General features: G+C 68.8%; 20 protein-coding genes, 1 pseudogene and 1 riboswitch. Of the genes and pseudogenes, 9 read left to right on the top strand and 12 right to left on the bottom strand.

Annotated features, from left to right (window positions below; all coding sequences use genetic code 11):
• Positions 1 to 39 precede the first annotated feature (39 nt).
• Together APZ21_RS06945 and APZ21_RS06940 are read right to left on the bottom strand one after the other, a co-directional pair.
• Positions 40 to 1,140 (bottom strand): CaiB/BaiF CoA transferase family protein, encoded by a 1,101-nt coding sequence (locus APZ21_RS06945; protein WP_054812389.1) that lies wholly within the window; start codon positions 1,138 to 1,140, stop codon positions 40 to 42.
• A gap of 124 nt (positions 1,141 to 1,264) precedes the next feature.
• A complete protein-coding gene (locus APZ21_RS06940) occupies positions 1,265 to 1,636 on the bottom strand; it encodes a DUF488 domain-containing protein (RefSeq protein WP_054812388.1) in 372 nt (123 codons plus the stop codon).
• Between the two features lie 162 nt (positions 1,637 to 1,798).
• Between APZ21_RS06940 and APZ21_RS06935 the strand changes: the two genes are divergently transcribed.
• Positions 1,799 to 2,662 carry a DMT family transporter gene (locus APZ21_RS06935; RefSeq protein WP_054812387.1) on the top strand — a complete coding sequence of 288 codons (864 nt, stop codon included), beginning with the start codon at positions 1,799 to 1,801 and terminating at the stop codon, positions 2,660 to 2,662.
• Between the two features lie 422 nt (positions 2,663 to 3,084).
• A complete protein-coding gene (locus tag APZ21_RS06930) occupies positions 3,085 to 3,567 on the top strand; it encodes a DUF456 domain-containing protein (protein ID WP_054812386.1) in 483 nt (160 codons plus the stop codon).
• Positions 3,568 to 3,571: 4 nt separating this feature from the next.
• Here APZ21_RS06930 and APZ21_RS06925 read toward each other — a convergent pair whose 3' ends face one another.
• From APZ21_RS06925 to APZ21_RS06915, 3 genes are all read right to left on the bottom strand, one after another.
• Entirely contained in the window at positions 3,572 to 4,426 is an 855-nt protein-coding gene (locus APZ21_RS06925; protein WP_054812385.1) for an amidohydrolase family protein, read from the bottom strand.
• A gap of 80 nt (positions 4,427 to 4,506) precedes the next feature.
• Positions 4,507 to 5,898, bottom strand: coding sequence for an FAD-dependent oxidoreductase (locus tag APZ21_RS06920; RefSeq protein ID WP_054812384.1), 1,392 nt, complete (start codon positions 5,896 to 5,898; stop codon positions 4,507 to 4,509).
• Positions 5,899 to 6,179: 281 nt separating this feature from the next.
• A complete protein-coding gene (locus tag APZ21_RS06915) occupies positions 6,180 to 7,145 on the bottom strand; it encodes a pyridoxamine 5'-phosphate oxidase family protein (RefSeq protein WP_054812383.1) in 966 nt (321 codons plus the stop codon).
• 110 nt (positions 7,146 to 7,255) lie between these two features.
• On the opposite strand from APZ21_RS06915, the gene APZ21_RS06910 reads away from it, so the two are divergent.
• Positions 7,256 to 7,966, top strand: coding sequence for a hemerythrin domain-containing protein (locus tag APZ21_RS06910; protein ID WP_162240311.1), 711 nt, complete (start codon positions 7,256 to 7,258; stop codon positions 7,964 to 7,966).
• On the opposite strand, the gene APZ21_RS06905 is transcribed toward APZ21_RS06910, so the two are convergent.
• Positions 7,942 to 11,175, bottom strand: a complete 3,234-nt coding sequence (locus APZ21_RS06905) for an ATP-binding protein (RefSeq protein WP_054812381.1) — start codon at positions 11,173 to 11,175, stop codon at positions 7,942 to 7,944. The two genes, APZ21_RS06910 and APZ21_RS06905, sit on opposite strands and share 25 nt — an antisense overlap.
• Before the next feature lie 123 nt (positions 11,176 to 11,298).
• On the opposite strand from APZ21_RS06905, the gene APZ21_RS06900 reads away from it, so the two are divergent.
• From APZ21_RS06900 to APZ21_RS06890, 3 genes are all read left to right on the top strand, one after another.
• Positions 11,299 to 11,754, top strand: a complete 456-nt coding sequence (locus tag APZ21_RS06900) for an Rv0361 family membrane protein (RefSeq protein WP_054812380.1) — start codon at positions 11,299 to 11,301, stop codon at positions 11,752 to 11,754.
• 66 nt (positions 11,755 to 11,820) lie between these two features.
• A riboswitch (SAM riboswitch) is annotated at positions 11,821 to 11,936 on the top strand.
• A 14-nt stretch (positions 11,937 to 11,950) separates the two neighbouring features.
• Complete coding sequence (locus APZ21_RS06895; protein ID WP_054812379.1) at positions 11,951 to 12,367, top strand: rhodanese-like domain-containing protein; 417 nt, start codon at positions 11,951 to 11,953, stop codon at positions 12,365 to 12,367.
• Positions 12,364 to 13,578 carry an O-succinylhomoserine sulfhydrylase gene (locus APZ21_RS06890; protein ID WP_054812378.1) on the top strand — a complete coding sequence of 405 codons (1,215 nt, stop codon included), beginning with the start codon at positions 12,364 to 12,366 and terminating at the stop codon, positions 13,576 to 13,578. Before APZ21_RS06895 ends, APZ21_RS06890 begins: the two co-directional genes overlap by 4 nt.
• Before the next feature lie 57 nt (positions 13,579 to 13,635).
• Here APZ21_RS06890 and fgd read toward each other — a convergent pair whose 3' ends face one another.
• On the bottom strand, positions 13,636 to 14,646 hold the full coding sequence (fgd, locus tag APZ21_RS06885) for a glucose-6-phosphate dehydrogenase (coenzyme-F420) (RefSeq protein WP_054812377.1): 1,011 nt from the start codon (positions 14,644 to 14,646) through the stop codon (positions 13,636 to 13,638).
• A 186-nt stretch (positions 14,647 to 14,832) separates the two neighbouring features.
• On the opposite strand from fgd, the pseudogene APZ21_RS06880 reads away from it, so the two are divergent.
• A pseudogene (locus APZ21_RS06880) lies at positions 14,833 to 15,590 on the top strand (HAD-IIA family hydrolase).
• A 1-nt stretch (position 15,591) separates the two neighbouring features.
• Here the strand turns inward: APZ21_RS06880 and APZ21_RS06875 are convergent.
• Positions 15,592 to 16,038 (bottom strand): RpiB/LacA/LacB family sugar-phosphate isomerase, encoded by a 447-nt coding sequence (locus APZ21_RS06875; RefSeq protein WP_054812376.1) that lies wholly within the window; start codon positions 16,036 to 16,038, stop codon positions 15,592 to 15,594.
• Between the two features lie 53 nt (positions 16,039 to 16,091).
• On the bottom strand, positions 16,092 to 16,598 hold the full coding sequence (locus tag APZ21_RS06870) for a nitroreductase family deazaflavin-dependent oxidoreductase (protein WP_054812375.1): 507 nt from the start codon (positions 16,596 to 16,598) through the stop codon (positions 16,092 to 16,094).
• Positions 16,599 to 16,738: 140 nt separating this feature from the next.
• Between APZ21_RS06870 and pta the strand changes: the two genes are divergently transcribed.
• Together pta and APZ21_RS06860 are read left to right on the top strand one after the other, a co-directional pair.
• Entirely contained in the window at positions 16,739 to 18,811 is a 2,073-nt protein-coding gene (pta, locus tag APZ21_RS06865) for a phosphate acetyltransferase (protein ID WP_054812374.1), read from the top strand.
• Positions 18,812 to 18,813: 2 nt separating this feature from the next.
• Positions 18,814 to 20,064, top strand: a complete 1,251-nt coding sequence (locus APZ21_RS06860) for an acetate kinase (protein WP_054812433.1) — start codon at positions 18,814 to 18,816, stop codon at positions 20,062 to 20,064.
• A gap of 182 nt (positions 20,065 to 20,246) precedes the next feature.
• Here the strand turns inward: APZ21_RS06860 and thiG are convergent, their stop codons facing one another.
• Genes thiG through thiO form a run of 3 tightly spaced genes read right to left on the bottom strand, consistent with a single transcriptional unit; the run spans position 20,247 to position 22,358 of the window.
• Entirely contained in the window at positions 20,247 to 21,035 is a 789-nt protein-coding gene (thiG, locus tag APZ21_RS06855; protein WP_054812373.1) for a thiazole synthase, read from the bottom strand.
• Positions 21,028 to 21,246, bottom strand: a complete 219-nt coding sequence (thiS, locus tag APZ21_RS06850) for a sulfur carrier protein ThiS (RefSeq protein ID WP_054812372.1) — start codon at positions 21,244 to 21,246, stop codon at positions 21,028 to 21,030. The genes thiG and thiS overlap by 8 nt, the downstream gene beginning before the upstream one ends.
• On the bottom strand, positions 21,243 to 22,358 hold the full coding sequence (gene thiO, locus APZ21_RS06845; protein WP_054812432.1) for a glycine oxidase ThiO: 1,116 nt from the start codon (positions 22,356 to 22,358) through the stop codon (positions 21,243 to 21,245). The genes thiS and thiO overlap by 4 nt, the downstream gene beginning before the upstream one ends.
• Positions 22,359 to 22,393: the final 35 nt, after the last annotated feature.

The following is a 22,393-nucleotide window of genomic DNA, read 5'->3' as shown; positions in this document are numbered from 1 at the left end:
GGCGGGCCGGACGGTTCCGTGTCCGCCGCGCGGTGGCGCTCAGTCCGTCCAGACCGCGTCGAACGGGGTCGCCTCGGTGGGCGGCGGGGTCGGGATGGCGGCGGGGGTGCGCGAGAAGCGCGGCGCGGGCGCGTGCTGCACGATGCCGCCGATGTCGACCAGGCCGGTGCGCGCCACGATATGCGGATTCTGCTCGGCCTCGGTGAAGGTGAGCACCGGGGTGGTGCAGGCGTCGGTGCCCTCGAAGATCGCCGCCCACTCGTCGCGGGTCCTGGTCTTGAACTTCTCGGTGAACAGCTTCTTCAGCTGATCCTGACCGTTGGGGTCGATCTGGTTCGGCAGACCTTCCGTGTCGATCTCGAGGCCCTTCAACAGTTCGGCGTAGAACTGCGGTTCGATGGCGCCGACGGCCATGTACTTGCCGTCGGAGGTCTCGTAGGTGTCGTAGAAGGCCATGCCGGTGTCGAGCAGGTTGGTGCCGCGTTCGTCCGACCACAGGCCCACCCCGCGCATACCCCAGATCATGTGCGACAGCGCAAGCGCGCCGTCCACCATGGCCGCGTCGATGACCTGTCCCTTACCCGAGGTCTGCCGTTCGACCAGCGCCGCGAGGACACCGAAGACCAGGAACATCGAGCCGCCGCCGAAATCGCCGACCATGTTCAGCGGCGGGACCGGCCGTTCGCCCTTGCGGCCGATGGCGTGCAGCACACCGGTAAGCGAGATGTAGTTGATGTCGTGTCCGGCGCGATCGGCCATCGGGCCGTACTGGCCCCAGCCGGTCATGCGGGCGTAGACGAGCCTCGGATTGCGGGCCAGCGTCTCGTCCGGGCCCAGTCCCATGCGTTCGGTGACCCCGGGGCGGAATCCCTCGATGAGGACATCGGCCTTGTCGACGAGATCGAGTACCCGCTCGATATCGGCGGGGTCCTTCAAATTGGCCTCGACGATGGTGCGTCCGCGCCACTGCGCCCGCTCCATGTAGCCGGGCAGCAGATTCGGCCGCTGTACCCGGACCACGTCCGCGCCGAGATCGGCCAGCAGCAGCGCGGCGTGCGGGCCGGGGCCGATGCCGGCCAGCTCGAGTACTTTGACGCCCGCGAGCGGGCCCTGTGCGGTGGCGGTGGATTCTGTGCTCACGCCTTACCTCGGTTCGTCGTCGATCCAGCGCACCGGCGTCCCGGTGCCGTCCCGTGGAGTCATCCCGGGGATATTGACAGTATGACAATAGTGCCGTCGCCGATCCACCGCCCCGGGCCGTCGCTCAACCCGATCGCAGGACCGACAGCAGCACCGGCACGTGGCTGTGCTCCGCATCGCGCACCGCGGTGACCAGGGTGACCGGCCCGTCCGCGGCCGCCGCGCGCAAATTCGCCAATTCCGCCTCGGCCTCCGGGGTGGACAGCTCGATTCGATAGCGGTGCTCGAATTCCGGGCGGCGTCCCGGCTCCGCGTGGAACCAGCGCCGCAGTTCGGTCGACGGGGTGAGCGCCTTCGGCCAGCTGTCGATGTGGGCCCATTCCTTCCGCACGCCGCGCGGCCACAGCCGGTCGACCAGCACGCGTCTCCCGTCGGCGGTTTCGGGCGCGTCGTAGGCACGTTTGACACGGAATTCGGGGTTGGACGCGGGGGACATGGTTCCAGTGCAACACGGACGCCCCGCTTCCCGGAGCATCCGCGCACGATATTCGGGTATCGGCCGGGTGGAGCGCCGCCGAGTACGCTGAGCCGCATAGGACCATCGAACGCTGATTCGCGCGGTGTCGCGGCGCTGGTTCTGCTGACGGCGTCCTTCGCGATGCTCACGGTGTTCGCCCGATACCTGGACGGCGGGTTCACCATCGCGCAGCAGGTGTATCTGCGCACGAGCGCGGCCTTCGTGATCACTGTCGTCGTCTTCGCCCGACTGATCCGCTGGCGTCTCGTCACGAGCATCCGTGCCCGCGAATGGGCGGTGCTCACGATCCGTGCCGTACTCATCTACGTACTCGGCACGACGCTGTTCGCCGAGGCGGCCACCGTGAGCACGGTCGCCGACGTCTCGTTCATCGCCGCCCTGCCCCTGGTGCCCGCGCTCGGCCTACTGCTCGGCCGGGTACGGGCCACCCGCACCGGAGTCGGCAGTATCGCGGGATCCGCTGTGGGCGCGGCGATCCTGTCGGGTGGCGGATTCGATGTCGCGGGAGCGTGGAACCGCGGGAACCTGATCGCATTGCTCGCCGTGATCGCCCTGTCGATCGGCTACCTCGGCCGCGACTGGCACGACGGTACCCTGAACAACTACGAGATAACCACGTTCACAGTGGGTTTCGGCGTGATAGGCGTGGCATCGGCATCGGCTCTCGGCGGCGAGGGCATCCCGCACGTGTCCGATTCGCCGGCCATTCTCTGGGCAGCCGTCGGCGTGGCCGGAATCCTCAACGCCCTGAACGTCTATCTCGTCAACTACGGCTTCGAACACGTGGACGCAGTCCGAGGCGGCAACCTTCTCACCGTCGAATGTGTCTGGGGCCTACTGTTCGGTGTCCTGTTCTACCGCCAGATCCCCACCCCCACCGGCATTCTCGGTGGGTCGCTCATAGTCGCCTGCGCCATAGGACTCAACGTCGCATCCGGCCCTCGCCCTCCGCCCGGCGAGCGCGATCCCGACGGCGCCGGATGACGAGGCGAGGGTCCGTCCCACGCGAGGCCGATCGGTTGCCGAGGTGGTCGGTCACCTCTCATCGCCGAACAGGAAGATCGCCGAACAGGAAAATCGCCGAACACGCAATCGGTGGATCTCGTCGCATCTGATTCGGTCCGAACGCTGGGCGAGTACCGTACTTCGCCGCCGTCACCGGTGACGGACCTCAACATCATAGCCGCAGAACACATGTGGCTAACTCGCGAAGTCGCCTAATCGTTACCGCGAGATTCCGGTACTAAGAGGCCGCTCCGACGAGTGTAGACACCGTGTGGCAAATATGTGACGGCGCAGGGCGATCGACTCGTTGGTCCGATATGTCCCGGTCGGTGTGCGGGTGGGGTGTGGATGGGTGAGAATTCTCGGTGAATGCACTCGGCGCGGTACTCGGAGGATCAACGGTGAGCGTGTGGGGAGAGATCGTCGTCGGGCTGGTCGTCCTGGTCGGGCTGGTGGGGATCGTCGTGCCGGTGCTGCCGGGAGTGATCCTGATCTTCGCGGCCATCGCGGTGTGGGCGTTCGTCACCGGCGGGGCGACGGCCTGGGCGGTGTTCGGCGTGGCGACCGCGTTCCTCGTGGTGTCGGGTGTGATCAAATACACCTGGCCGGGGCGTCGGATGAAGGAAGCGGGCGTGTCGAATCGGGCGCTGCTGGTCGGCGCGGTGCTCGGCATCGTCGGATTCTTCGTGGTTCCGCTCGTCGGACTGTTCGTCGGTTTCGTCGTCGGTGTCTATCTTTCGGAACTGCAAAGGCTCAAGACGAACGAAATGGCTTGGCCTGCAACCAAACACGCGCTCAAGGGCGTCGGCTTGTCCATGCTCGTCGAACTGCTCGGCGGCCTGCTCGCGACCGGGGTGTGGGTGGCCGGAGCGATCGCCGTCTGAGCGCTCAGCGTTCCACGATCGGCAGCGGAATCGTGTCGTCGGGCGGCAGCGACGGCAGTTGGTCGCGGCGCAGGGGCAGCGTCGGTGAGTCGTCGCGATGCGGCGGTCGCGGCATGGGCGGGTTCCGCGGCAGCCGGTAGAAGGCGCGCGCGTTGTCCTCGAGCACGGCGAACATATCGGTGCCGACGACATCGCAGATGAGGTCGACATCGGAATCCCGGAACGGGCGGCCCGCGCGGGTGCCGGGCAGGTCGGTGCCGAACATGAGCGCTTGCGGATTGACCGCGTGGATACGGCGCAGCGTATCGGCGATATTCATGTCCACGCGCCCGAAACCCGTTGCCTTGACCCGTGCTCCGCGATCCACGAGATCGAGCAGATAGCGCAGACCCTCACCGGACATGCCCAGATGGTCGATGGAGAACGACGGCAGTTTGGAGATGACCGGTTGCAGCGAGGTCAGCATCTTGCCGTCGATATAGACCTCGACGTGCCAGCCCGCGATGTCGTGGGCGCGCAACGCCTGCAAGGTCATGGCGGTGATGTCGGCGGCGGCCCGCTTGACGTTGAAGCGCAGGGCGCGCACGCCGATGCGGTCGAGTTCGAGGATCTCCTCGTCGGTGGCTTCCAGGTCGAGCGCGGTGACCCCGACCCAGCCCTCGCCCAATTCGGCCAGCGCTGCCTTCAGATAGGTCTGGTCGGTGCCCTGGAAGGAGCCGCTGACCACGGCTCCGCCGCGGATATCGAAGCGCGACATGCGCTTTCGGTAGTCCGCGATGGTGAACGGGGCGGGAAGGTAGCCGTCGTTCTCGGCCAGCGGGAACCGCGGGTCGAAGATGTGGACATGGGCATCGAACACTTGTACAGAATGCCTCAGCGGTGGAGTTTCCGCTGCCGGGCGGTGACCCGAATTCGCGACCGCCTCGGCAGCGGTCCGTATCAGACCTTGTGCGGTTCGCTGGCGCGCAGCATGTCTTCGCGTTCGACGACTTTGACGCGTTCGCGGCCTTCGGGTTGGCCGAGTGCGCGTTCGTGTGCGTCGAGGCGGTACCAGCCTTGCCAGGTGGTGAAGGGGATGGCTTTGGTTTCGAGGAATTCGGTGACGGCTTCGGGTTCGGGGTTTCGGGCGGGGGTGAAGTTCACGCTGTCGTCGAGTAGGCAGGCGACGGTTTCGTTGGCGTCGCCTTTGGTGTGGCCGATGAGTCCGACGGGGCCGCGTTTGATCCAGCCGGTGACGTAGGTGGCGGGTAGGTAGCGGTCGGGGCCGTCGGCGTTCTCGTCGGCGAGTACGCGGCCGGCTTCGTTGGGTACGGTGCCTGCTTGGTCGTCGAAGGGTAGGTCGTCGATGTTGTGTGAGAGGTAGCCGACGGCGCGGTAGACGGCTTGGATGTCCCAGTGTTTGATGAGGCCGGTGCCTTCGACGTTGCCGGTGCCGTCGAGTCGGGTGCGTTCGGTGCGTAGTCCGATGACTTTGCCGTTGTCGTCGCCGAGGATTTCGGTGGGGGATTCGAAGAAGTGCAGGAACAGTTTGTGTGGGCGGTGGCCTTGGTCGCGGATGGCCCATTGTTCGAGGGTGTTGGCGACCATGTCGACTTGTTTGGAGTGTCGTCGTGCGGCTTCGGAGCCTTCGTCGTAGTCGATGTCTTGGGGGTCGACGATGACTTCGATGGTGGGGGAGTGGTCGAGTTCGCGTAGTTCGAGGGGGGTGAATTTGGCTTGGGCGGGGCCGCGGCGGCCGAAGACGTGGACTTCGAGTGCTTTGTTGGCTTTGAGTCCGGCGTAGACGTTGGGTGGGATTTCGGTGGGTAGGAGTTCGTCGCCGGTTTTGGCCAGGACGCGGGCGACGTCGAGTGCGACGTTGCCGACGCCGAGGACGGCGACTTTCTCCGCGTCCAGTGGCCAGGTGCGGGGGACGTCGGGGTGTCCGTCGTACCAGGAGACGAAGTCGGCGGCGCCGTGGGAGCCGTCGAGGTCGATGCCGGGGATGTCGAGGGCGCGGTCGGCGTTGGCGCCGGTGGAGAAGATGACCGCGTCGTAGAAGCGGCGTAGGTCGGTGAGGGTGATGTCGGTGCCGTATTCGATGTTGCCGAGTAGTCGTACTTGGTCTTTGTCGAGGACTTTGTGCAGGGCGGTGATGATGCCTTTGATGCGTGGGTGGTCGGGTGCGACGCCGTAGCGGATGAGTCCGAATGGTGCGGGCATGCGTTCGTAGAGGTCGATGCTGACCTCGGCGTCGGATTTCATCAGTGCGTCGGCGGCGTAGATGCCTGCCGGGCCCGCGCCCACGATCGCGATACGGAGCGGGCGTGTAGCTGGAGTCTGTTCGGTCATCTGTTACGCGCACCCTTGTGGTCGAAATTCCTGACATTTCTTAGCTTAGGCTAAGTTTACGCGGCCACTGAAAACATCCGTGGACGGATACTCTCGACCGCGCCCGTGTCGCTCACCGGCTCACGTAATGCGACTGTTGTTTCGGCTATGACAGCAGGCAGCAGTCCGGCAATTCTATCGGTTGGTTCGGGGTCGACCCCCGGGGGTGTCCGCGAACCGGACGGTTGCCATGTTCGATGTCATTTCGCCATGACAACCGCTCGCTTCGCGGATCGGCCGCCTCACCCCACCGGACGGCGAATTCTCGGCACCGCGGCGCCGCGCCGCGCCGCCTCGGCCGTCACCCGCCGCACGAGTTGCCGTCGGTGGCCGAGCAGGGAACGGGCCCGCCGCAACGGATTCGCGGGCAGACTCCAGTCGGGCAGCGCGCGTTCGATCCCGACCGCGAGTCCGTCGGCGCCCTGCGCTTCGGCCGTACCGACCAGAACCACGTTCTCCTGCCAGCTCATCGCGGGCCCGTGGCGGTGGAAGGTCAGGCACACCGGGCCGGACCGCGCGGGCACCCCCGCGGGCAGGCGTAGGTCGTAGCCGTCCGGTGTCGGCGAGCAGGCGCGCACCGGCACGGTCGCCGGGTCGCCGTCGGCTGTCAGCGACACCACCGGCATGCCGAGACGGCGGGCCCGGTCGGCGAACGGACGCCAGTCGGGTGGCGGCGCGGAACGCCGCGGCAGCCGCGGACCCCGCGGTGCGGGATCGGAGGCCGGGAATTCGGTGCCGGGCGCACAGGTCCACGTGCTCGGCGCGGCCGACAGGTCGCCATCGGGCCACCAGACGATTCGGCGCGGGGTCACCTGGACGTAGATCCGCGCGAAGTACCAGGCCGAGCGTTCCAGCAGGAAACGGGGCATGCCCTCGACGGTCTGCGGAATCTTGGCGAGCGACTCGCGCAGGTAGCGGTCGGCATTGGCCTGTAGGTCGGCGTCGCGCACGGCCGCGACCCCCTGGACGAGCACGGCCGTCGACTCGTCCGCGAGCAACAGGGCGACGCGCGCGTCATGGCGGGCGCGTTCGGCCTTGTCCGGATAGGCGAGACCGGTGGTGATGTCGACGGTGCCGTTCGGACCGAGATAGGGCGTGACCGGCCAGGTGATCGGTCGCCCCGTGCGGGTCAACGAGGTGTAGGCGCACACGACGGCGTCGCGGAAGGCGGAAAGCGGGATCGGGGCTGTCGGGAGCGGGGATGTCATGGCCGAAACGCTAGGAATCGGACTCGAGTCGCACTCGAGGCGACGACTCGAGATCCGCTCGAGTCGGGCGATCCAACATGACCCCGTCCACGGAACGAGAGGAAAAGACATTGTTCACCAGCGAATACGCGAATACGCCACAGATCACGCTGCCCGGTCAGGCCGCCACTACGCCGGGTCCGCTCGATATGAGCAATATGTACCTGGCGCACTACGGGTTCCGTCGCGATCTCGGCCGTCTGCTGACCACGGTCGGCGGCATCGGGCTCGGGGAGCGCAGACGAATCGGCGCGCTGCGCGACCACCACGCCTGGGTGCTGTTCGTCCTGCGTCACCACCACGGTGCCGAGGACGAATTGGTCTGGCCGCGGCTGCGCGAGCGCGCGCCGCACGCGATCGGCGCCATCGACGCGCTCGAGGCCGAACACGCGGCCTGTGACGAATGGGTCGCCGAGAGCGCCGCGGCCTTCCGCGCATTCGCCGACCGGCCCACCGAAGCGGGTCGCGAGCGGCTCATGACGGCGCTGCGCCGGCTGGCCGACGCCCTCGGCGCGCATCTGGCCCACGAGGAGACCGACGGCATCCCGCTGATGATGGCCCACATCACCCCGGAGGAAGACGAGCGGATGCACCGGGGACTGATGAAGCAATACCGCCCGGGGCAGGTGTTCACGCTGCTCAGCTGGATGACCTTCGAATTGCCGCCCGAGGTGGAGACATACCTGCGCGATTCCGCGCCGAAACCGATGCTGCTCGTCCGCGCGCTCGGCTACGGCCGCTATCGCCGACGCATGGCCTACCTGTGGGGGCGCCGGAGTTGAGCCTCCACGCGCTCGGCGTGCTCGGCGTGGCGCCGTGCCGAGTCGGTATCGCCCAGCGCCGTCGCCAACTGGGCCAGCGACCGGCTGACCGGCCACATCAGGAGGCTGAGCCCGGCGATTCCCATCAGGTCGGCGTACGGCGTGGCCTCCCGATACAGATCCTCGCAAGCCTGTCGATCGCCGAGTGCCGCCCACACCTCGCAACGGATCACCAGCCAGAACAGATAGACGAAGGTCTTGGGCAGCGGTGGTTGCCGCTCCCACGGACCCAGCGCCTGCCGAGCCCCCGCCACGTCGCCCGCGGTGACCAGGTAGTGGGCATGGCCGTCCGCGGTGTACTCGTCGAGTCGGACAGCGGACAGATCACCCAGCGGCGCAGGGGTGGCCGGCTTCTCGAGGCGCAGACGCAGCAGCGAGACCTGGTAGGCGGCGCCCATCGTGCTCGATTCCGCACCCCACATGGAGGTGGCGCGGTGTTCGGCCTCGGTGGCCGCGAGCAGCGCCTGTGCACCCTCCAGGTCGCCGCGGTGCACGAACAGGCCGAGCCGCAGCCAGCCGAGCATGACCCGGAGATAGGGCATGTGCGTGCGGTCGATCGACCGCTCGGCCGCGGCCAGCACCGGGAGCGCCTCCGATACACGGCACAATTCCAGCAGCGTGCCGCCCTGACAGGTCAGACCGAGCGTATGTAGCTCGATATCGCCCGCCGCCGATCCCGCCCGGACCATCTCCTCGGCCGCCGCGAGACGGTGCCGCGTCGAATCCGGGTCGAGCAGCGCGTAGTAGCGGGCGAACAGCACCCGGCCGAGCAGGATCGCGTCGTTCTCGCCGCGGGCCAGCCGCACCGCCTCCGCGCTCCAGCGCTCGCGGTGCGCGGGACCGTACTCGGGGTGGTAGTAGGCGTGCAGGGCCAGACTGCTCAGGACCCGCGCGCGCTCCCGAGGCTCGAGTGTCTCGTCGGCGGCCCACTGCTTCAGATCGGCCACGAGGTCGAGGTCGACATCGCCGTAGACCTGCCACGGTTGCAGTATCCGACCGCCGTAGCCGGTCGCGGCCGCGAGCCCGCGCCGCCGATCGCCCGTCTGCCGTGCCGCGTGCCGGATCCGGGTCAGCACCGTTTGCTGTCCGAGCGCGTCACCCGCGCCGAATTTGGCCTCGGCCAGCGCGAACAGGGTGTCCAGCGTTTCGGGATCGCCCGGTCCCAGGTCGTCCTCCGTCAGCCGCGCGGCCCGTTCCAGCAGGTCGACGGCGTCGTCGTAGGCGCGCAGCCGCGATGCCTCCTCCGCGGCCCGCCGGGCCGCCCGCCGCGCGCGGGTCGTATGCCCCGCCGCGATCGCCTGGAACCAGTGATGCGCCGCGTCGGCGGCCGCACCGGAGGATGAGCCGATCCGTGATTCGACGGCCGCGGCGACCGCGGCGTGCAACCGGGCCCGTCGCGACAGCGGCACGACCTCGGTCAGCGCCTCGCGCACCAGCGCGTGCACGAACAGGAACCGACCCGGTCGGCCTTGTCCGAGCAGTCCCGCGGTGATCGCCGGTTCCAGCCGGTCCAGGGCGGTGTCGAGATCGAGTCCGGCGGCCTCCGCGACGATCGCGGCGTCGAATTCGCGTCCGGTGACCGCCGCGATCCGCAGCAATTCCGCCGACGGCGCGGGCAGATCGCTCACCCGGCCGAGCACCGCGTCGCGTACGCCCAACGGCAGGGTGCCGGGCCGGCTCGATCCGGCGTCGATGAAGCGCAGCAATTCGGTGACGAAGAAGGGATTGCCATTGGTGCGATCGCGCAATGCCCGGGGATCGGCGCCGGTCGGCACCAGTTCGGCCAGGTCGGACACCGACAGTCCGGTGAGCGCGAATCGCAGCGCGTGACGCCGCGCCAGCGCCTCGAACGCCTCGGCCAGCGCGCCCTCGGGCGCGGGGTGTTCGCGCGCCGTCCCGATCACGGCGAGTTCGCCCTCCGACACACTGTGCGCCAGGTGGGCCAGCAGTCGCAGCGAGGATCGGTCCGCCCAGTGCAGATCGTCGAGCACCACGAGCACCGGCCGTCCGCCCGCGGTCAGCGCGCGGGCCGCCGCCTCGTAGGTGCGGAACCGCGCGCCCTCGGGATCGTTGGCGGTGGCGGAGTCCACGCCGGGCAGTTCCGCGCGAATTTCCGCGGGCAGCGCGGCGACGGCGTCCTCCAGCCGCGCCAGGATCGTCACCCATGGCCAGAACGCGGGCGCGCCTTCGGTGGCCGCGCACCGTCCGACCGCGACCGCGAATCCGCGCGCGTGCGCCCGGCTCGCCACTTCCTCGACGAGCCGGGTCTTGCCTATCCCCGGTTCACCGGTGATCAGCGCGAATCCCGGTACGCCTGCCGCCGCGACGGAAAGCAGATCCTCCAACGCGGTCAGTTCGGTTCCTCTGCCGACCATGGCCCGGCCGCGCACACTCGGGCGCGGCCCGCGGTGCGGCAGCAACGCGGGCGACTGGTCGAGGATCGCGCGCTCGAGTGTCTCTAGTTGTTCGCTCGGGTCGACGCCGAGTTCCTCATCCAGAATCCGACGCGCCGTACGCAGCGCTTCGAGCGCCTCGCCCTGCCGTCCGCCGCGGTAGAGGGCCAGCGCGCGCAGCGCCCACAGGCGTTCCCGCAGCGGATGCTCGAAGGTCAACGCTTCCAACTCGCCGAGGACCTCGTCGTGGCGACCCTGGTCGATGATCGCGCCGACCCGCAGTTCCCGCGCCCGCTCCCGCGCTTCGGTGAGCCGCGCGCGGACCGCGGTCACCGAGGTCTGGTCATCGAGGTCCTGATACGGCTCGCCGCGCCACAGTTGCAGCGCCTGTGTCGCCAACCGCTCGGTCTCGGTCGGTTCCCCGGCTTGTTCGGCCCGGCCGACCAAGGGCAGGAACCGGCCCGCGTCCACATCTTCGGCAGTGACCGTCAGCGTGTATCCCAGCGGCCCGAAGGTGAGCCATCGGCTCGGCGCGCTGCCGGTTCGGTCGGGTTCGAGCAGCCGACGCAGATTCGATACGTGGGTGTGCAGTGACGCTTGCGCGTCGGTGCCCGTGTGCGCACCCCACAGGGTGTCGAGCAGTGTGCCCGGCGCGACCGGGCGGCCGTCGGCGAGCACGAGGACGCTCAGCAGGGTGCGCAGCTTCGGTGAGCCGAGCCGCGCCCGCTGCCCGTTGTCCGTCAGGACCTCCAGCGGTCCCAGAACCCGGATGTCCACAGCCCACCACTCTCGACGAGTTCCCGATCCGGTGCCGACCGAGTCGGTCGTGCCGATCGGAGAATACGGCGTCGGGGCGGGGGCGCGCGTCGGATATCCCCGCCGACCAGGGATCATCGGTATATGAGCGAGCAGCCGACCGCCCCGGATGAGGACGAACCGATCGTGGTCGACCAGACCGACAAACGCACGATGGTGCCCTTCGTCGCGGCGGCGATCTTCGCGCTGCTCGTGGTGGTCGCGATCGTGCTCGGCGGTGTGCTCTCGCCCGCTGAGAAAAATGTCACAGAGGCCGATCGGATCGCGGCCGCGGCGCAGAACTACGCGAGCGCGCGCAACCGCGTCCTGCCGCCGCCGGGCGTCGCCTGCACGGGATTCGACGAGGGCGCGACCCCGCTGGCCGCGCAATTCGCGGGATCAGGACCGGGCGCGGGCGACGCGAAGGTGCCGAAGGTCGCCGATCAGAGCGTCAACGGCGCACGGGCCGAGGCCGCGGTCACGGTGCGGGTCGGCGACCGGGAGACCACCGAGACCTGGAACTTCACCCGGTCCGGCGATTCGTGGCTGGTCTGCGGTTGACCGGTGCGCGTGTCGTGACCGAATCGTTTGACACCGCGACCGTCGTCCAGGCAATCTCATTGCCAAGGTCATGAGAACCAGCGCCAAGCCCCGGCTGGCTGGTCGGCAACCCTCCTCCGCGGTGGGGTGCTCCGGGTGACGACCTGGCCTCGCACCGAAACCTGGTGCGGCAAGTGCGGATTCACGGGAGGTAGACATGAGTTATGCCGGTGACATCACCCCGCAGCAGGCGTGGGACATATTGCGCGACAACGAGAACGCGGTTCTGGTGGATGTGCGCACCGAAGCCGAATGGCGGTTCGTCGGCGTGCCCGACACCAGCTCGATCGACCGGCCGACCCACCTGATCGAGTGGGTCGACGGTCAGGGCGTGCGCAATACGGAATTCGCCGACCAACTCGGCAAGGCCCTCGCGGACCGCGCGGCGGAGGCTCCCGTGGTGTTCCTGTGTCGCTCGGGTCAGCGCTCGGCGAACGCCGCCGCGGTCGCCACCCGGCTCGGCATCACGCCCTCCTACAACGTGCTCCAGGGCTTCGAGGGCGCGCTCGACGCCTCGGGTCACCGCGGCGCCGAGGGCTGGCGGGCGGTCGGACTGCCCTGGCGGCAGTCGTGATCACCGGCGGCGCCTTCGACAAGCCGCTACCCGATGGCGTCGGTCCCGCGACCCTCGGGGTGCGCGGCGGGCTGCGCCGGTCAGGGTTCGAGGAAACGGCCGAGGCGCTGTATCTGACCTCCGGTTTCGTCTACGAGAGCGCCGAGGCGGCCGAGGCCGCGTTCACCGGCGACATCGAGCATTTCGTCTACTCCCGCTACGGCAATCCCACGGTCGCCATGTTCGAGGAGCGCATGCGGCTCCTCGACGGCGCCGAGGCGTGTTTCGCCACCGCGAGCGGTATGGCGGCGGTCTTCACCGCGTTGGGCGCGCTGTTGAAGGCGGGCGACCGGTTGGTGGCGGCACGCAGCCTGTTCGGTTCCTGTTTCGTGGTGTGCAACGAGATCCTGCCGCGCTGGGGGGTGGAAACCGTCTTCGTCGACGGCGAGGATCTCGACCAGTGGGAGCGCGCGCTGTCGGAGCCCACGGCCGCGGTGTTCTTCGAGACGCCGGCCAACCCGATGCAGACACTGGTCGACGTGCGCCGGGTGAGTGAACTCGCGCATGCCGCGGGGGCGAAGGTGGTGCTGGACAACGTCTTCGCCACCCCGCTGCTGCAACGCGGCTTCGAACTCGGCGCGGATGTGCTGGTCTACTCCGGCACCAAGCACATCGACGGCCAAGGGCGCGTACTCGGCGGCGCCATCCTGGGCGAGCGCGACTACATCGACGGCCCGGTGAAGAATTTGATGCGCCACACCGGTCCTGCGCTGAGCCCGTTCAACGCGTGGATTCTGCTCAAGGGTTTGGAGACCATGCCGCTGCGGGTGCGGCAGTCCACCGAATCGGCGCTGCGGATCGCGCGATACCTCGAGGACAGCGCCGCGGTGCGCCGGGTGCGCTATCCGTATCTGGAATCGCATCCGCAGTACGAACTGGCGACCGCGCAGATGAGCGGTGGCGGCACCGTGGTCACCTTCGAACTCGACGCGCCCGCCGACGAGGCGAAGAAGCGCGCCTTCGAGGTGCTCAACCGCCTGCGCATCGTCGACATCTCCAACAACCTCGGCGACGCCAAATCCCTGATCACCCACCCGGCGACCACGACCCATCGCGCGATGGGCCCGGAGGGGCGCGCCACCATCGGTCTGTCCGACGGTGTCGTCCGCATCTCGGTCGGTCTCGAGGATGTCGAGGATCTGCTCGATGATCTGGACCGCGCACTGAGCTGACCGCCGGACCGATACGACAGAGGCCCCCGTCGACCGATGGGGGCCTCTGGCGGCTCGTCAGCCCAACGCGCGCAGCCGGGGGGCGAGATCGCGCTGGAACAGGTCGAGGAATCGGCGCTGATCGTGGCCGGGGGCATGGAAGACCAGGTGGTTGAGCCCGGCGTCCAGATACGGCTTGATCTTGGCGACGGCGTCGTCGGGATCGGCGGCGACGATCCAGCGTTTGGCTATCTGCTCGATCGGCAGCGCGTCGGCGGCGGCCTCCATCTCGATGGGGTCGGTGATGCTGTGCTTCTGCTCCGGGGTCAGCGACAGCGGCGCCCAGAAGCGCGTATTCTCCAGCGCCAGTTCGGGATCGGTGTCGTAGGAGATCTTGATCTCGATCATCCGGTCGATGTCGCCGAGCGAACGGTTCGCCTTGGCCGCGCCCTCGGCGACCGCGGGCATGAGCTTCTCGGTGTAGAGGTCCATACCTTTGCCGGAGGTGCAGATGAAGCCGTCGCCCGCGCGTCCGGCATACCGGGCGACCAGCGGCCCGCCCGCCGCGATGTAGACGGGTATGCCGTCCTTGGGCACGTCGTAGATGGAGGCGCCGACGGTCTTGTAGTACTGACCGTCGAAATCGGTGCGGTCACCGGTCCACAGCGCGCGCATCAGGTCGACCGCCTCGCGCAGCCGCGCGAAGCGCTCCTTGAACTCCGGCCATTCGCCGGTGTAGCCGGTGGCGATCTCGTTGAGCGCCTCGCCGGTGCCGACGCCGAGCATGATCCGGTCCGGGTAGAGGCACCCCATGGTGGCGAACGCCTGCGCGATCACCGCCGGGTTGTAGCGGAAGGTCGGGGTGAGCACCGAGGTGCCGAGTTGGATTCGCCGGGTGCGCTCACCGACGGCGGCCATCCAGGACAGCGAGAACGGGGCATGTCCGCCCTTGTGCCGCCACGGCTGGAAATGGTCGCTGACCGACGCGCTGTCGAGTCCGTGTTCCTCGGCGAGCACCGCGATTTCCACCAGTTCGCGCGGACCGAATTGTTCCGCCGACGCCTTGTATCCGAGTTTGAGACCGCTCATATGTGCGCCACTCCTGTCGCTTTCGCGCCGAGACACCGCCGTGCCGCGGCCTTCTCCGACCATAGTCAGCTTCGTGTGCGCGAGTGCGCGGGGTCTCACGCACCGGGAACCCGCGGCGTTGCGGCGGTAGCCGATAATCGACCCGTGACCCCCGACGACGAGCCGATCCTGTCCTACCTGACCGATATGGACGGTGTCCTCGTGCGCGAGGACCATCTCATCCCCGGAGCCGACGACTTCCTGTCCGAGCTGCGGACCGCGGAGATCCCCTTCTTGGTGCTGACCAACAATTCCATTCGCACCCCGCGTGATCTGCAAGCCCGCCTGCGCCACACCGGGCTCGACATACCCGAGGAGGCCATCTGGACCTCAGCGCTGGCGACCGCGGCCTTCCTCGACGATCAGCGTCCCGGCGGCACCGCCTACGTGGTCGGCGAATCCGGTCTCACCACCGCACTGCACGAGATCGGTTACGTGCTGACCGACAGCGATCCGGATTACGTGGTGCTCGGCGAAACCCGCACCTACTCGTTCGAGGCCATCACCACCGCCATTCGCCTGGTGGAACGCGGCGCGCGGTTCATCGCCACCAATCCCGACGCCACCGGGCCGTCGCGCGCGAGGGTCTGCTGCCCGCGACCGGATCGGTGGCCGCGCTCATCACCCGCGCGACCGGGCGCGACCCGTACTACGTCGGCAAGCCGAATCCGCTCATGATGCGGTCGGCGTTGCGGCGCATCGGTGCGCATTCCCAGTCCACGGTCATGATCGGTGACCGCATGGACACCGACGTGGTGTCGGGACTCGAGGCGGGAATGCGCACGATCCTGGTGACCAGCGGCATCTCCACACGCGCCTCGGTCGAGCAGTATCCCTACCGCCCGACCGCGGTGCTCGATTCGGTGGCCGATCTGGTCGGGCGGACGACACGGCCGTTCGGGTGAGTCAGCCCCGATTCTCGATCTCGGTCAGGTGGGCGATATTCGCCAGGTCGCTGTCCTCGGCGCTGGGGGCGCCCTCGAACCAGGCGTCCAGGATCTCGGTGAGTTCGGCGCTCGAGGTGGTGCGCAGGCTCAGGGCGAGCACATTCGCGTCGTTCCACTTGCGCGCACCGCTCGCCGTCGCGGCGTCCGCGCACAGGGCCGCCCGTACACCGGGCACCTTGTTCGCCGCGATCGAGGCGCCCGTACCCGTCCAACAGCACACGATGCCCTGATCGGCACGCCCCTCGGCGACATCGCGCGCCGCGGCCTCGCTGGCCCACGCCCAATCGTCGCGTTCGGTCTCCGCCAGCGCGCCGTGCGCGAGCGCCCGGTGCCCGCGCCGTTCGAGTTCGCGCAGCACCTCCTCGGCGACGCCGACCCGTTCATCCGCAGCCACAGATATCCGCATGGCATCAGGGTAGGCAGTCGCCGAAATCGCCGCGGCCGATCCGGTTTCGTCGGTCAGGCGCGGGTCAGGGCGAAGATCCGCAGCTCCCGATCGGTGCGCTCGCGGTAGGCGGAGTACGCCCCGGTGAGCTCGACGAAACGCGCGAAGATCGCGCCGGCGTCGGCCTCGGGCACCGGGGTCGCGATCACCGGAATCCGCTCACCCGCGATCGCGACCGTGGCCGCCGGATTCGCCAGCAGATTCGAGGTCCAGGCCGGATGGTGCGTTCGGCCGAAATTGCTGCCGACGACGTACAGGGTGTCGCCGTCGTGCACGTACAGCAGCGGCTGGGTGCGCGGCTGCCCGGATTTGCGGCCGATCGTGGTGAGCGCCACGACCGGCGCGCCGATCGGACCGAGGATCGTATATCTGCCGCCGGTGCGTTCGAGTACCGCGCGGTCCAGCGGCGTCACGCGCCGGACCAGCCAACTTCCGGCACGGGTCGCGGCGAACCTGTTGGCCGCGCGCGAGACCGCCGTGGTCCGCGAACCCCACTGTCGATTCGGGAAAGCCTCAGCCATGTACGGACTATATGCCGTACGACGGCCGCCGCGATCGGTGACGGCGGCCGTCCATGACCGCGAAGGTCCGCACGTGATTTCCCGGATAGTTGCCAGGTTGCCCGGGTCGGGCGAACCTCTCGCTCACTAAGCTCGGCACCATGGCCGACTCTGCTCCGTCCACCGTGTACATCGCATCGCCGGAAGGCGACACCGGGAAATCGACGGTCGCGCTCGGCGTACTCCAGATGCTGTGCGCCAGTACCGCCCGGGTCGGGGTGTTCCGCCCCATCACCCGCTCCACCGACGAACCCGACTACATCCTGGAACTGCTGCTCGAGCACAGCACGGCCGATATCGACTACGTGCAGGCGATCGGCGTCACCTATGAACAGGTGCACGCCGATCCCGACGCCGCGATCAGCGAGATCGTCATGCGCTTCCACGATGTCGCGAAGGCCTGCGACGCGGTCGTGGTGATCGGCAGCGACTACACCGATGTCGCCAGCCCCAGCGAGCTGCGCTACAACGCCCGCATCGCGGTGAACCTCGGTGCGGCCGTGCTGCTCGTGGTGCGCGGCGCGGGCCGCGGACCCGCGGAGGTGCAGCAGCTCGCCGAACTGTGCGCGGCCGAACTCCAGCAGGAACACGCCCAGCTGACGGCCATCGTCGCCAACCGCTGCGCACCCACCGACCTCGACGAGATCCGTTCGGTCCTCGGCGGTTTCGCCGTTCCGGTCTGGGCGCTGCCGGAAGTGCCGCTGCTCATCGCGCCGACCATGGCCGAGCTGTGCCAGGCCGTCGACGGCGAAATGTACAGCGGCGACCCGGAACTGCTCCAGCGTGAGGCGTTGCAGATCATGGTGGGCGGCATGACCGCCGAACACATCCTGGAACGGCTCAGCGACGGCATGGTGGTTATCGCTCCGGGTGATCGCTCCGACGTGCTGCTCAGCGTCGTGAACGCGCACGAGGCCGCCGGATTCCCGTCGCTGTCGGGCATCGTCATGAACGGCGGTCTGCTGCCGCATCCCGCGGTGGCGCGGCTGATGGAGGGTCTCAAGCCCCGACTACCCATCCTGACCACGCGATTCGGCACCTACGACACCGCGAGTGCCGCCTATCGCACCCGCGGGCGCATGTCGGCGGGCAATCCGCGCAAGGTCAATACCGCGCTGGCGCTGATGGAACAGTATGTCGACGCACCGGAGTTGTTGCGCCGCATCGAAGTTCCGCGCACCAGCATCGTCACCCCCCAGATGTTCGAATACCAGCTCATCGAATGGGCGCGCGAGGACCGCAAGCGCATCGTGCTGCCGGAGGGCGGCGACGATCGCGTGCTGCGCGCCGCGGGCCGGGTGCTCCAGCGCAGGATCGCGGATCTGGTGATCCTCGGCGACGAGACCTCCGTGCGGGCCAGGGCCGCCGAACTCGGGGTCGACATCGGCGGCGCCGAGGTGCTGAGTCCGGCGACCTCGGGTCACCTGGACGACTTCGCCGCCGAATACGCCGAATTGCGCAAGCACAAAGGCATGACCCTCGAACGCGCCCGCGAAACCGTCAGCGATATCTCCTATTTCGGGACGATGATGGTGCACCGCGGCATCGCCGACGGCATGGTCTCCGGTGCCGCGCACACCACCGCGCACACCATTCGCCCGTCCCTCGAGATCATCAAGACCGTGCCCGGCGTGTCCACGGTATCGAGCGTATTCCTGATGTGCCTGGCCGATCGGGTGCTGGCCTACGGCGACTGCGCCGTCGTCCCCGACCCGACCTCCGAGCAATTGGCCGATATCGCCATCTCCTCCGCGTGCACCGCCGCCCGCTTCGGAATCGAGCCGCGCGTGGCGATGCTGTCGTATTCGACCGGTGAATCCGGCAGCGGCGCCGATGTGGACAAGGTCAGGGTGGCGACCGAACTGGTCCGCGAGCGCGCACCGGAATTGCCGGTGGAAGGTCCGATCCAGTACGACGCGGCCATCGAGCCGACGGTGGCCACGACGAAGCTTCCCGATTCCGAGGTGGCCGGTCGCGCGACCGTCTTCGTCTTCCCGGATCTGAACACCGGCAACAACACCTACAAGGCCGTGCAGCGCAGCGCCGGGGCCATCGCCATCGGTCCGGTGCTGCAAGGGTTGCGCAAACCGGTGAACGACCTGTCGCGGGGCGCGCTGGTCGCCGATATCGTCAATACGGTGGCCATCACCGCGATCCAGGCGCGGGGTCTGTGACCGTGAACGCCGCGGACCGCGCACTCGTCCTGGTCGTCAATTCCGGCTCGTCCTCGATCAAATATCAACTGCTCGAACCGGAGTCGGGCGCGGTCACGGCTTCGGGACTCGTCGAGCGCATCGGCGAGGACACCGGCGCCGTCGAGCACCGGTCGGGCGGGAAGACCGTCGAGCACGAAGGTCCGATACCCGATCACAAGGCCGGTCTGCGGCTGGCGTTCGACATGTTCGCCGAGTCGGGACAGGATCTGGCCGAGGCAGGCGTGCGCGCGGTCGGCCACCGCGTGGTCCACGGCGGCGAGGTGTTCTACGAGCCGACCCTGGTCACCGACGAGGTGCTCGCCACCATCGAGGCTCTCTCCGATCTCGCCCCGCTGCACAATCCGGCCAATGTCACCGGAATCCGCAGCGCCCGTGAACTACTGCCGGACGTGCCGCAGGTGGCCGTCTTCGACACCGCCTTCTTCCACGGTCTGCCCGCCGCCGCCCGGACCTATGCCATCGACGCCGATCTCGCCGCGCGGTACGGCATACGGAAATACGGATTCCACGGCACCTCACACGAATACGTCGCCGGACAGGCCGCCGACCTGCTCGGCCGCGATCCCGGTGATATCGACCAGATCATCTTCCATCTCGGCAACGGCGCGTCCGCGTCGGCCATCCGGCGCGGCAAGCCCGTCGACACCACCATGGGCCTGACCCCGCTGGAGGGGCTGGTGATGGGCACGAGAGGCGGCGATCTCGACCCCGGCATCCTGCTGCACCTGCTCCGATCGGCCGATCTGGGCGTGGACGATATCGACCGTCTGCTCAACCGCGACGCCGGTCTCAAGGGCCTCAGCGGGGTCAACGATTTCCGCGAGTTGCGCCGCCTCATCGAGGAGGGCGACGAGCCCGCCCGCCTCGCCTACGACGTCTACGTCCACCGCCTGCGCCGCTATCTCGGCGCCTACCTGGTGGAATTGGGCGAGGTCGACGCCATCACCTTCACCGCGGGCGTCGGCGAGAACAGCCCCGACGTCCGAGCCGACGCCCTGGCAGGCCTCGACAAATTCGGCATCGCCGTCGACCCCGCCCGCAACGCCGCGAAATCCCGTGCCCCACGGCACATCTCCCCACCCGAGGCCCGGATACCCATCCTCGTGATCCCCACCAACGAGGAACTGGCCATAGCCCGAGCCGCGGGCAGGGTAGTCGAATCCACTGCCCGAAACCCTCACAACGCCCTCACACACCGCCCGACACGATAGAACCCGGATCGGACGCCGCCGAGCTCACGGGACGAGCGACCGCCCTCATCGCCCCCGGCCGCCCATTCGACTGCCCCGAACGGCGGCACGGCGCTCCGGTCCAACCCCGCCGCCGGATCATCGGCGGCGGGGTTCACCGGGCGATCGTGTCGAAGGTCCGGTCGCGGTGCGCTATCGGTCACTCACTCGCTGTCGAGGGTGGGGGAGGAGGGGTGTGCCCAGAAGCGTTTGGGGATTCGGCCCGCCGATCGGGCCAAGTAGCCCGCTCGGACCGCGGCGGCCATGGCGGCGGCCATGCGGGCGGGGTGTCTGGCTCGGGTCACGGCGGTGGCGAGCAGGACCGCGGAGCAGCCCAGTTCCATGGCGAGGGCGGCGTCGCTGGCCGTGCCTATGCCCGCGTCGAGGATGACGGGCACGCCCGCCTCGGCGACGATCATCTCGATATTGTGCGGGTTGCCGATGCCGAGGCCGGTGCCGATGGGGGCGCCGAGCGGCATGACGGCGGCGCAGCCCGCTTCCTCGAGGCGGCGGGCCAGGATCGGGTCGTCGGAAGTGTAGGGCAGGACCGTGAAGCCGTCGTCGACGAGTTGTTCCGCGGCGGTGAGCAATTCGATGGGGTCGGGCAGGAGGGTGCGTTCGTCGGCGACGACCTCGAGTTTGACCCAGTCGGTGTCGAGCGCTTCCCGGGCCAGTCGCGCGGTGAGCACGGCCTCGGCGGCGGTCCGGCAGCCCGCGGTATTGGGCAGCGGGCTGATGTCGAGTCGTTTGAGCAGGTCGAGCACGCCGGTGCCGCCCGCGGCGTCCACGCGGCGCATGGCGACGGTGGTGAGCTCGGTGCCGGAGGCGAGCAGGGCCTCCTCCAGCACGCTCAGCGATTCCGCGCCGCCGGTGCCCATGATGAGCCGCGAACCGAATTCGCGGTCGGCGATCCGCAGCGGCGGCGGCGCACCCGCCGCGTCGTGGTCAGCCACCTTGGACCGCCGTCAGCACCTCGATGTTCCAGCCGCGTCCGACCGGTTCGTCCCATCGCGATTTCGGGAACACCGCACCGTCCACCGCGAGGGCGACACCCTGACACGGCAGGTTCAGACGGGCCAGAAGCTCACGGACGGTGAGCGATTCGGTGAATTCGTGGTCCTCCCCGTTCACGGTGACACCGATCGGGACTGATGTCGCGGTCATCGAACTCCTCCTACGGACGACGCGGACGGCCCGGCCGCCCTCGAAAAGTGTTGCGACCCGGACGAGAAGCGCCGCGGATCGGCGGCCTCGGCGTCGACCGGCGGCCGGTCGGCGAGCAGGGCGAGGGTGGCCTCCACGGTGAGCGGCACCGCGAGTATGCCGTTGCGGCCGTGGCCGGTCGCGACGACGACACGATCCGAGAGCCTGCCGATGAGCGGCAGATTGTCCGGGGTGCCCGGCCGCGATCCCGCCGCGGCCTCGGCCAATTCGTATTCGCCGATGCCGGGCAGCACCGTCTCGGCGTCGGCGATGAGGTCGCGCACCCCGCCCACGGTGACCGTCGTATCGAAGCCCGCCTCGTATTGTGTTGCGCCGACGACGATTCCGTCGGCGCGCGGGACCAGGTACACCTGGCGTCCACGCACCCTTGCCCGGATCACCCTGGCGGGCGCGGGCGCCGCGCCGGTGCGATGGCGCAGCCGCAGTATCTCGCCCTTGACCGGCCGCACCGGCAGATCCGGCGACAGCCGCGCGGAGGCCGCGCCGGCGGCGAGCACCACCTGATCGAAGGACAGTGCGTCCAGATCGTCCACCCGCCGCGCCTCGACACGGACCCCCGAATCCGCGCACGCCCGGCGCAGCGCGTCGAGTAGCCGCCGGTTGTCGGCGGCGGGTTCGGCCTCGGCGAGCAGTCCGGCGCGCACGGTGCGGGCCAGCGCCGGTTCGAGGGCGCGCACCCCGGCCCGGTCCAATAGTTCGGTGCGGTGACCGCGTTCGCCCACCCAGTCGGCGACCGTGCGCAGATCCGCCGCGTCGGCGCTGTCGAGTGCGACGGTGAGTGTGGCGTCCGCCACGAAAACCGACACGCCGGTGGCCGCCTCGAGCGCGGCGGCGAAATCGGGCCAGCGGCGCAACGAGGCCGCGCCGAATTCGAGCACCCGGTCCTCACCGGGCCAGCCTTCCGACAGCGGCGCCAGCATCCCGCCGGCAACCCAGGACGCGCCCGAGGCCACCGCGGGATCGAACACGGTGACCGACCAGCCCGTGTGGGCGGCCCGCCAGGCGATGGCGAGGCCGATGGCGCCGCCACCGACGACGGCCAGCGTTCGCATACTCTCCACCTGCCTTCTGGCCTCCTTGTTCGCAT

The organism is Nocardia arizonensis (genome assembly GCF_001310275.1).
In the GTDB taxonomy this organism is placed as follows: Bacteria; Actinomycetota; Actinomycetes; order Mycobacteriales; family Mycobacteriaceae; genus Nocardia; species Nocardia arizonensis.
Note: the sequence above shows the minus strand (reverse complement) of the source record. Positions and strands in the feature narration are given on the sequence as shown.

Excerpts from the sequence above, each read along its gene's own strand:
- pta (WP_054812374.1), top strand. The coding sequence starts at position 16,739 with ATGGCCGACTCTGCTCCGTCCACCGTGTACATCGCATCGCCGGAAGGC.
- APZ21_RS06920 (WP_054812384.1), bottom strand. The coding sequence starts at position 5,898 with ATGACCGAACAGACTCCAGCTACACGCCCGCTCCGTATCGCGATCGTG.
- APZ21_RS06875 (WP_054812376.1), bottom strand. The coding sequence starts at position 16,038 with ATGCGGATATCTGTGGCTGCGGATGAACGGGTCGGCGTCGCCGAGGAG.
- fgd (WP_054812377.1), bottom strand. The coding sequence starts at position 14,646 with ATGAGCGGTCTCAAACTCGGATACAAGGCGTCGGCGGAACAATTCGGT.
- APZ21_RS06915 (WP_054812383.1), bottom strand. The coding sequence starts at position 7,145 with ATGACATCCCCGCTCCCGACAGCCCCGATCCCGCTTTCCGCCTTCCGC.
- thiO (WP_054812432.1), bottom strand. The coding sequence starts at position 22,358 with ATGCGAACGCTGGCCGTCGTCGGTGGCGGCGCCATCGGCCTCGCCATC.
- thiS (WP_054812372.1), bottom strand. The coding sequence starts at position 21,246 with ATGACCGCGACATCAGTCCCGATCGGTGTCACCGTGAACGGGGAGGAC.
- APZ21_RS06870 (WP_054812375.1), bottom strand. The coding sequence starts at position 16,598 with ATGGCTGAGGCTTTCCCGAATCGACAGTGGGGTTCGCGGACCACGGCG.
- APZ21_RS06895 (WP_054812379.1), top strand. The coding sequence starts at position 11,951 with ATGAGTTATGCCGGTGACATCACCCCGCAGCAGGCGTGGGACATATTG.
- APZ21_RS06935 (WP_054812387.1), top strand. The coding sequence starts at position 1,799 with ATGCTCACGGTGTTCGCCCGATACCTGGACGGCGGGTTCACCATCGCG.
- APZ21_RS06900 (WP_054812380.1), top strand. The coding sequence starts at position 11,299 with ATGAGCGAGCAGCCGACCGCCCCGGATGAGGACGAACCGATCGTGGTC.
- APZ21_RS06940 (WP_054812388.1), bottom strand. The coding sequence starts at position 1,636 with ATGTCCCCCGCGTCCAACCCCGAATTCCGTGTCAAACGTGCCTACGAC.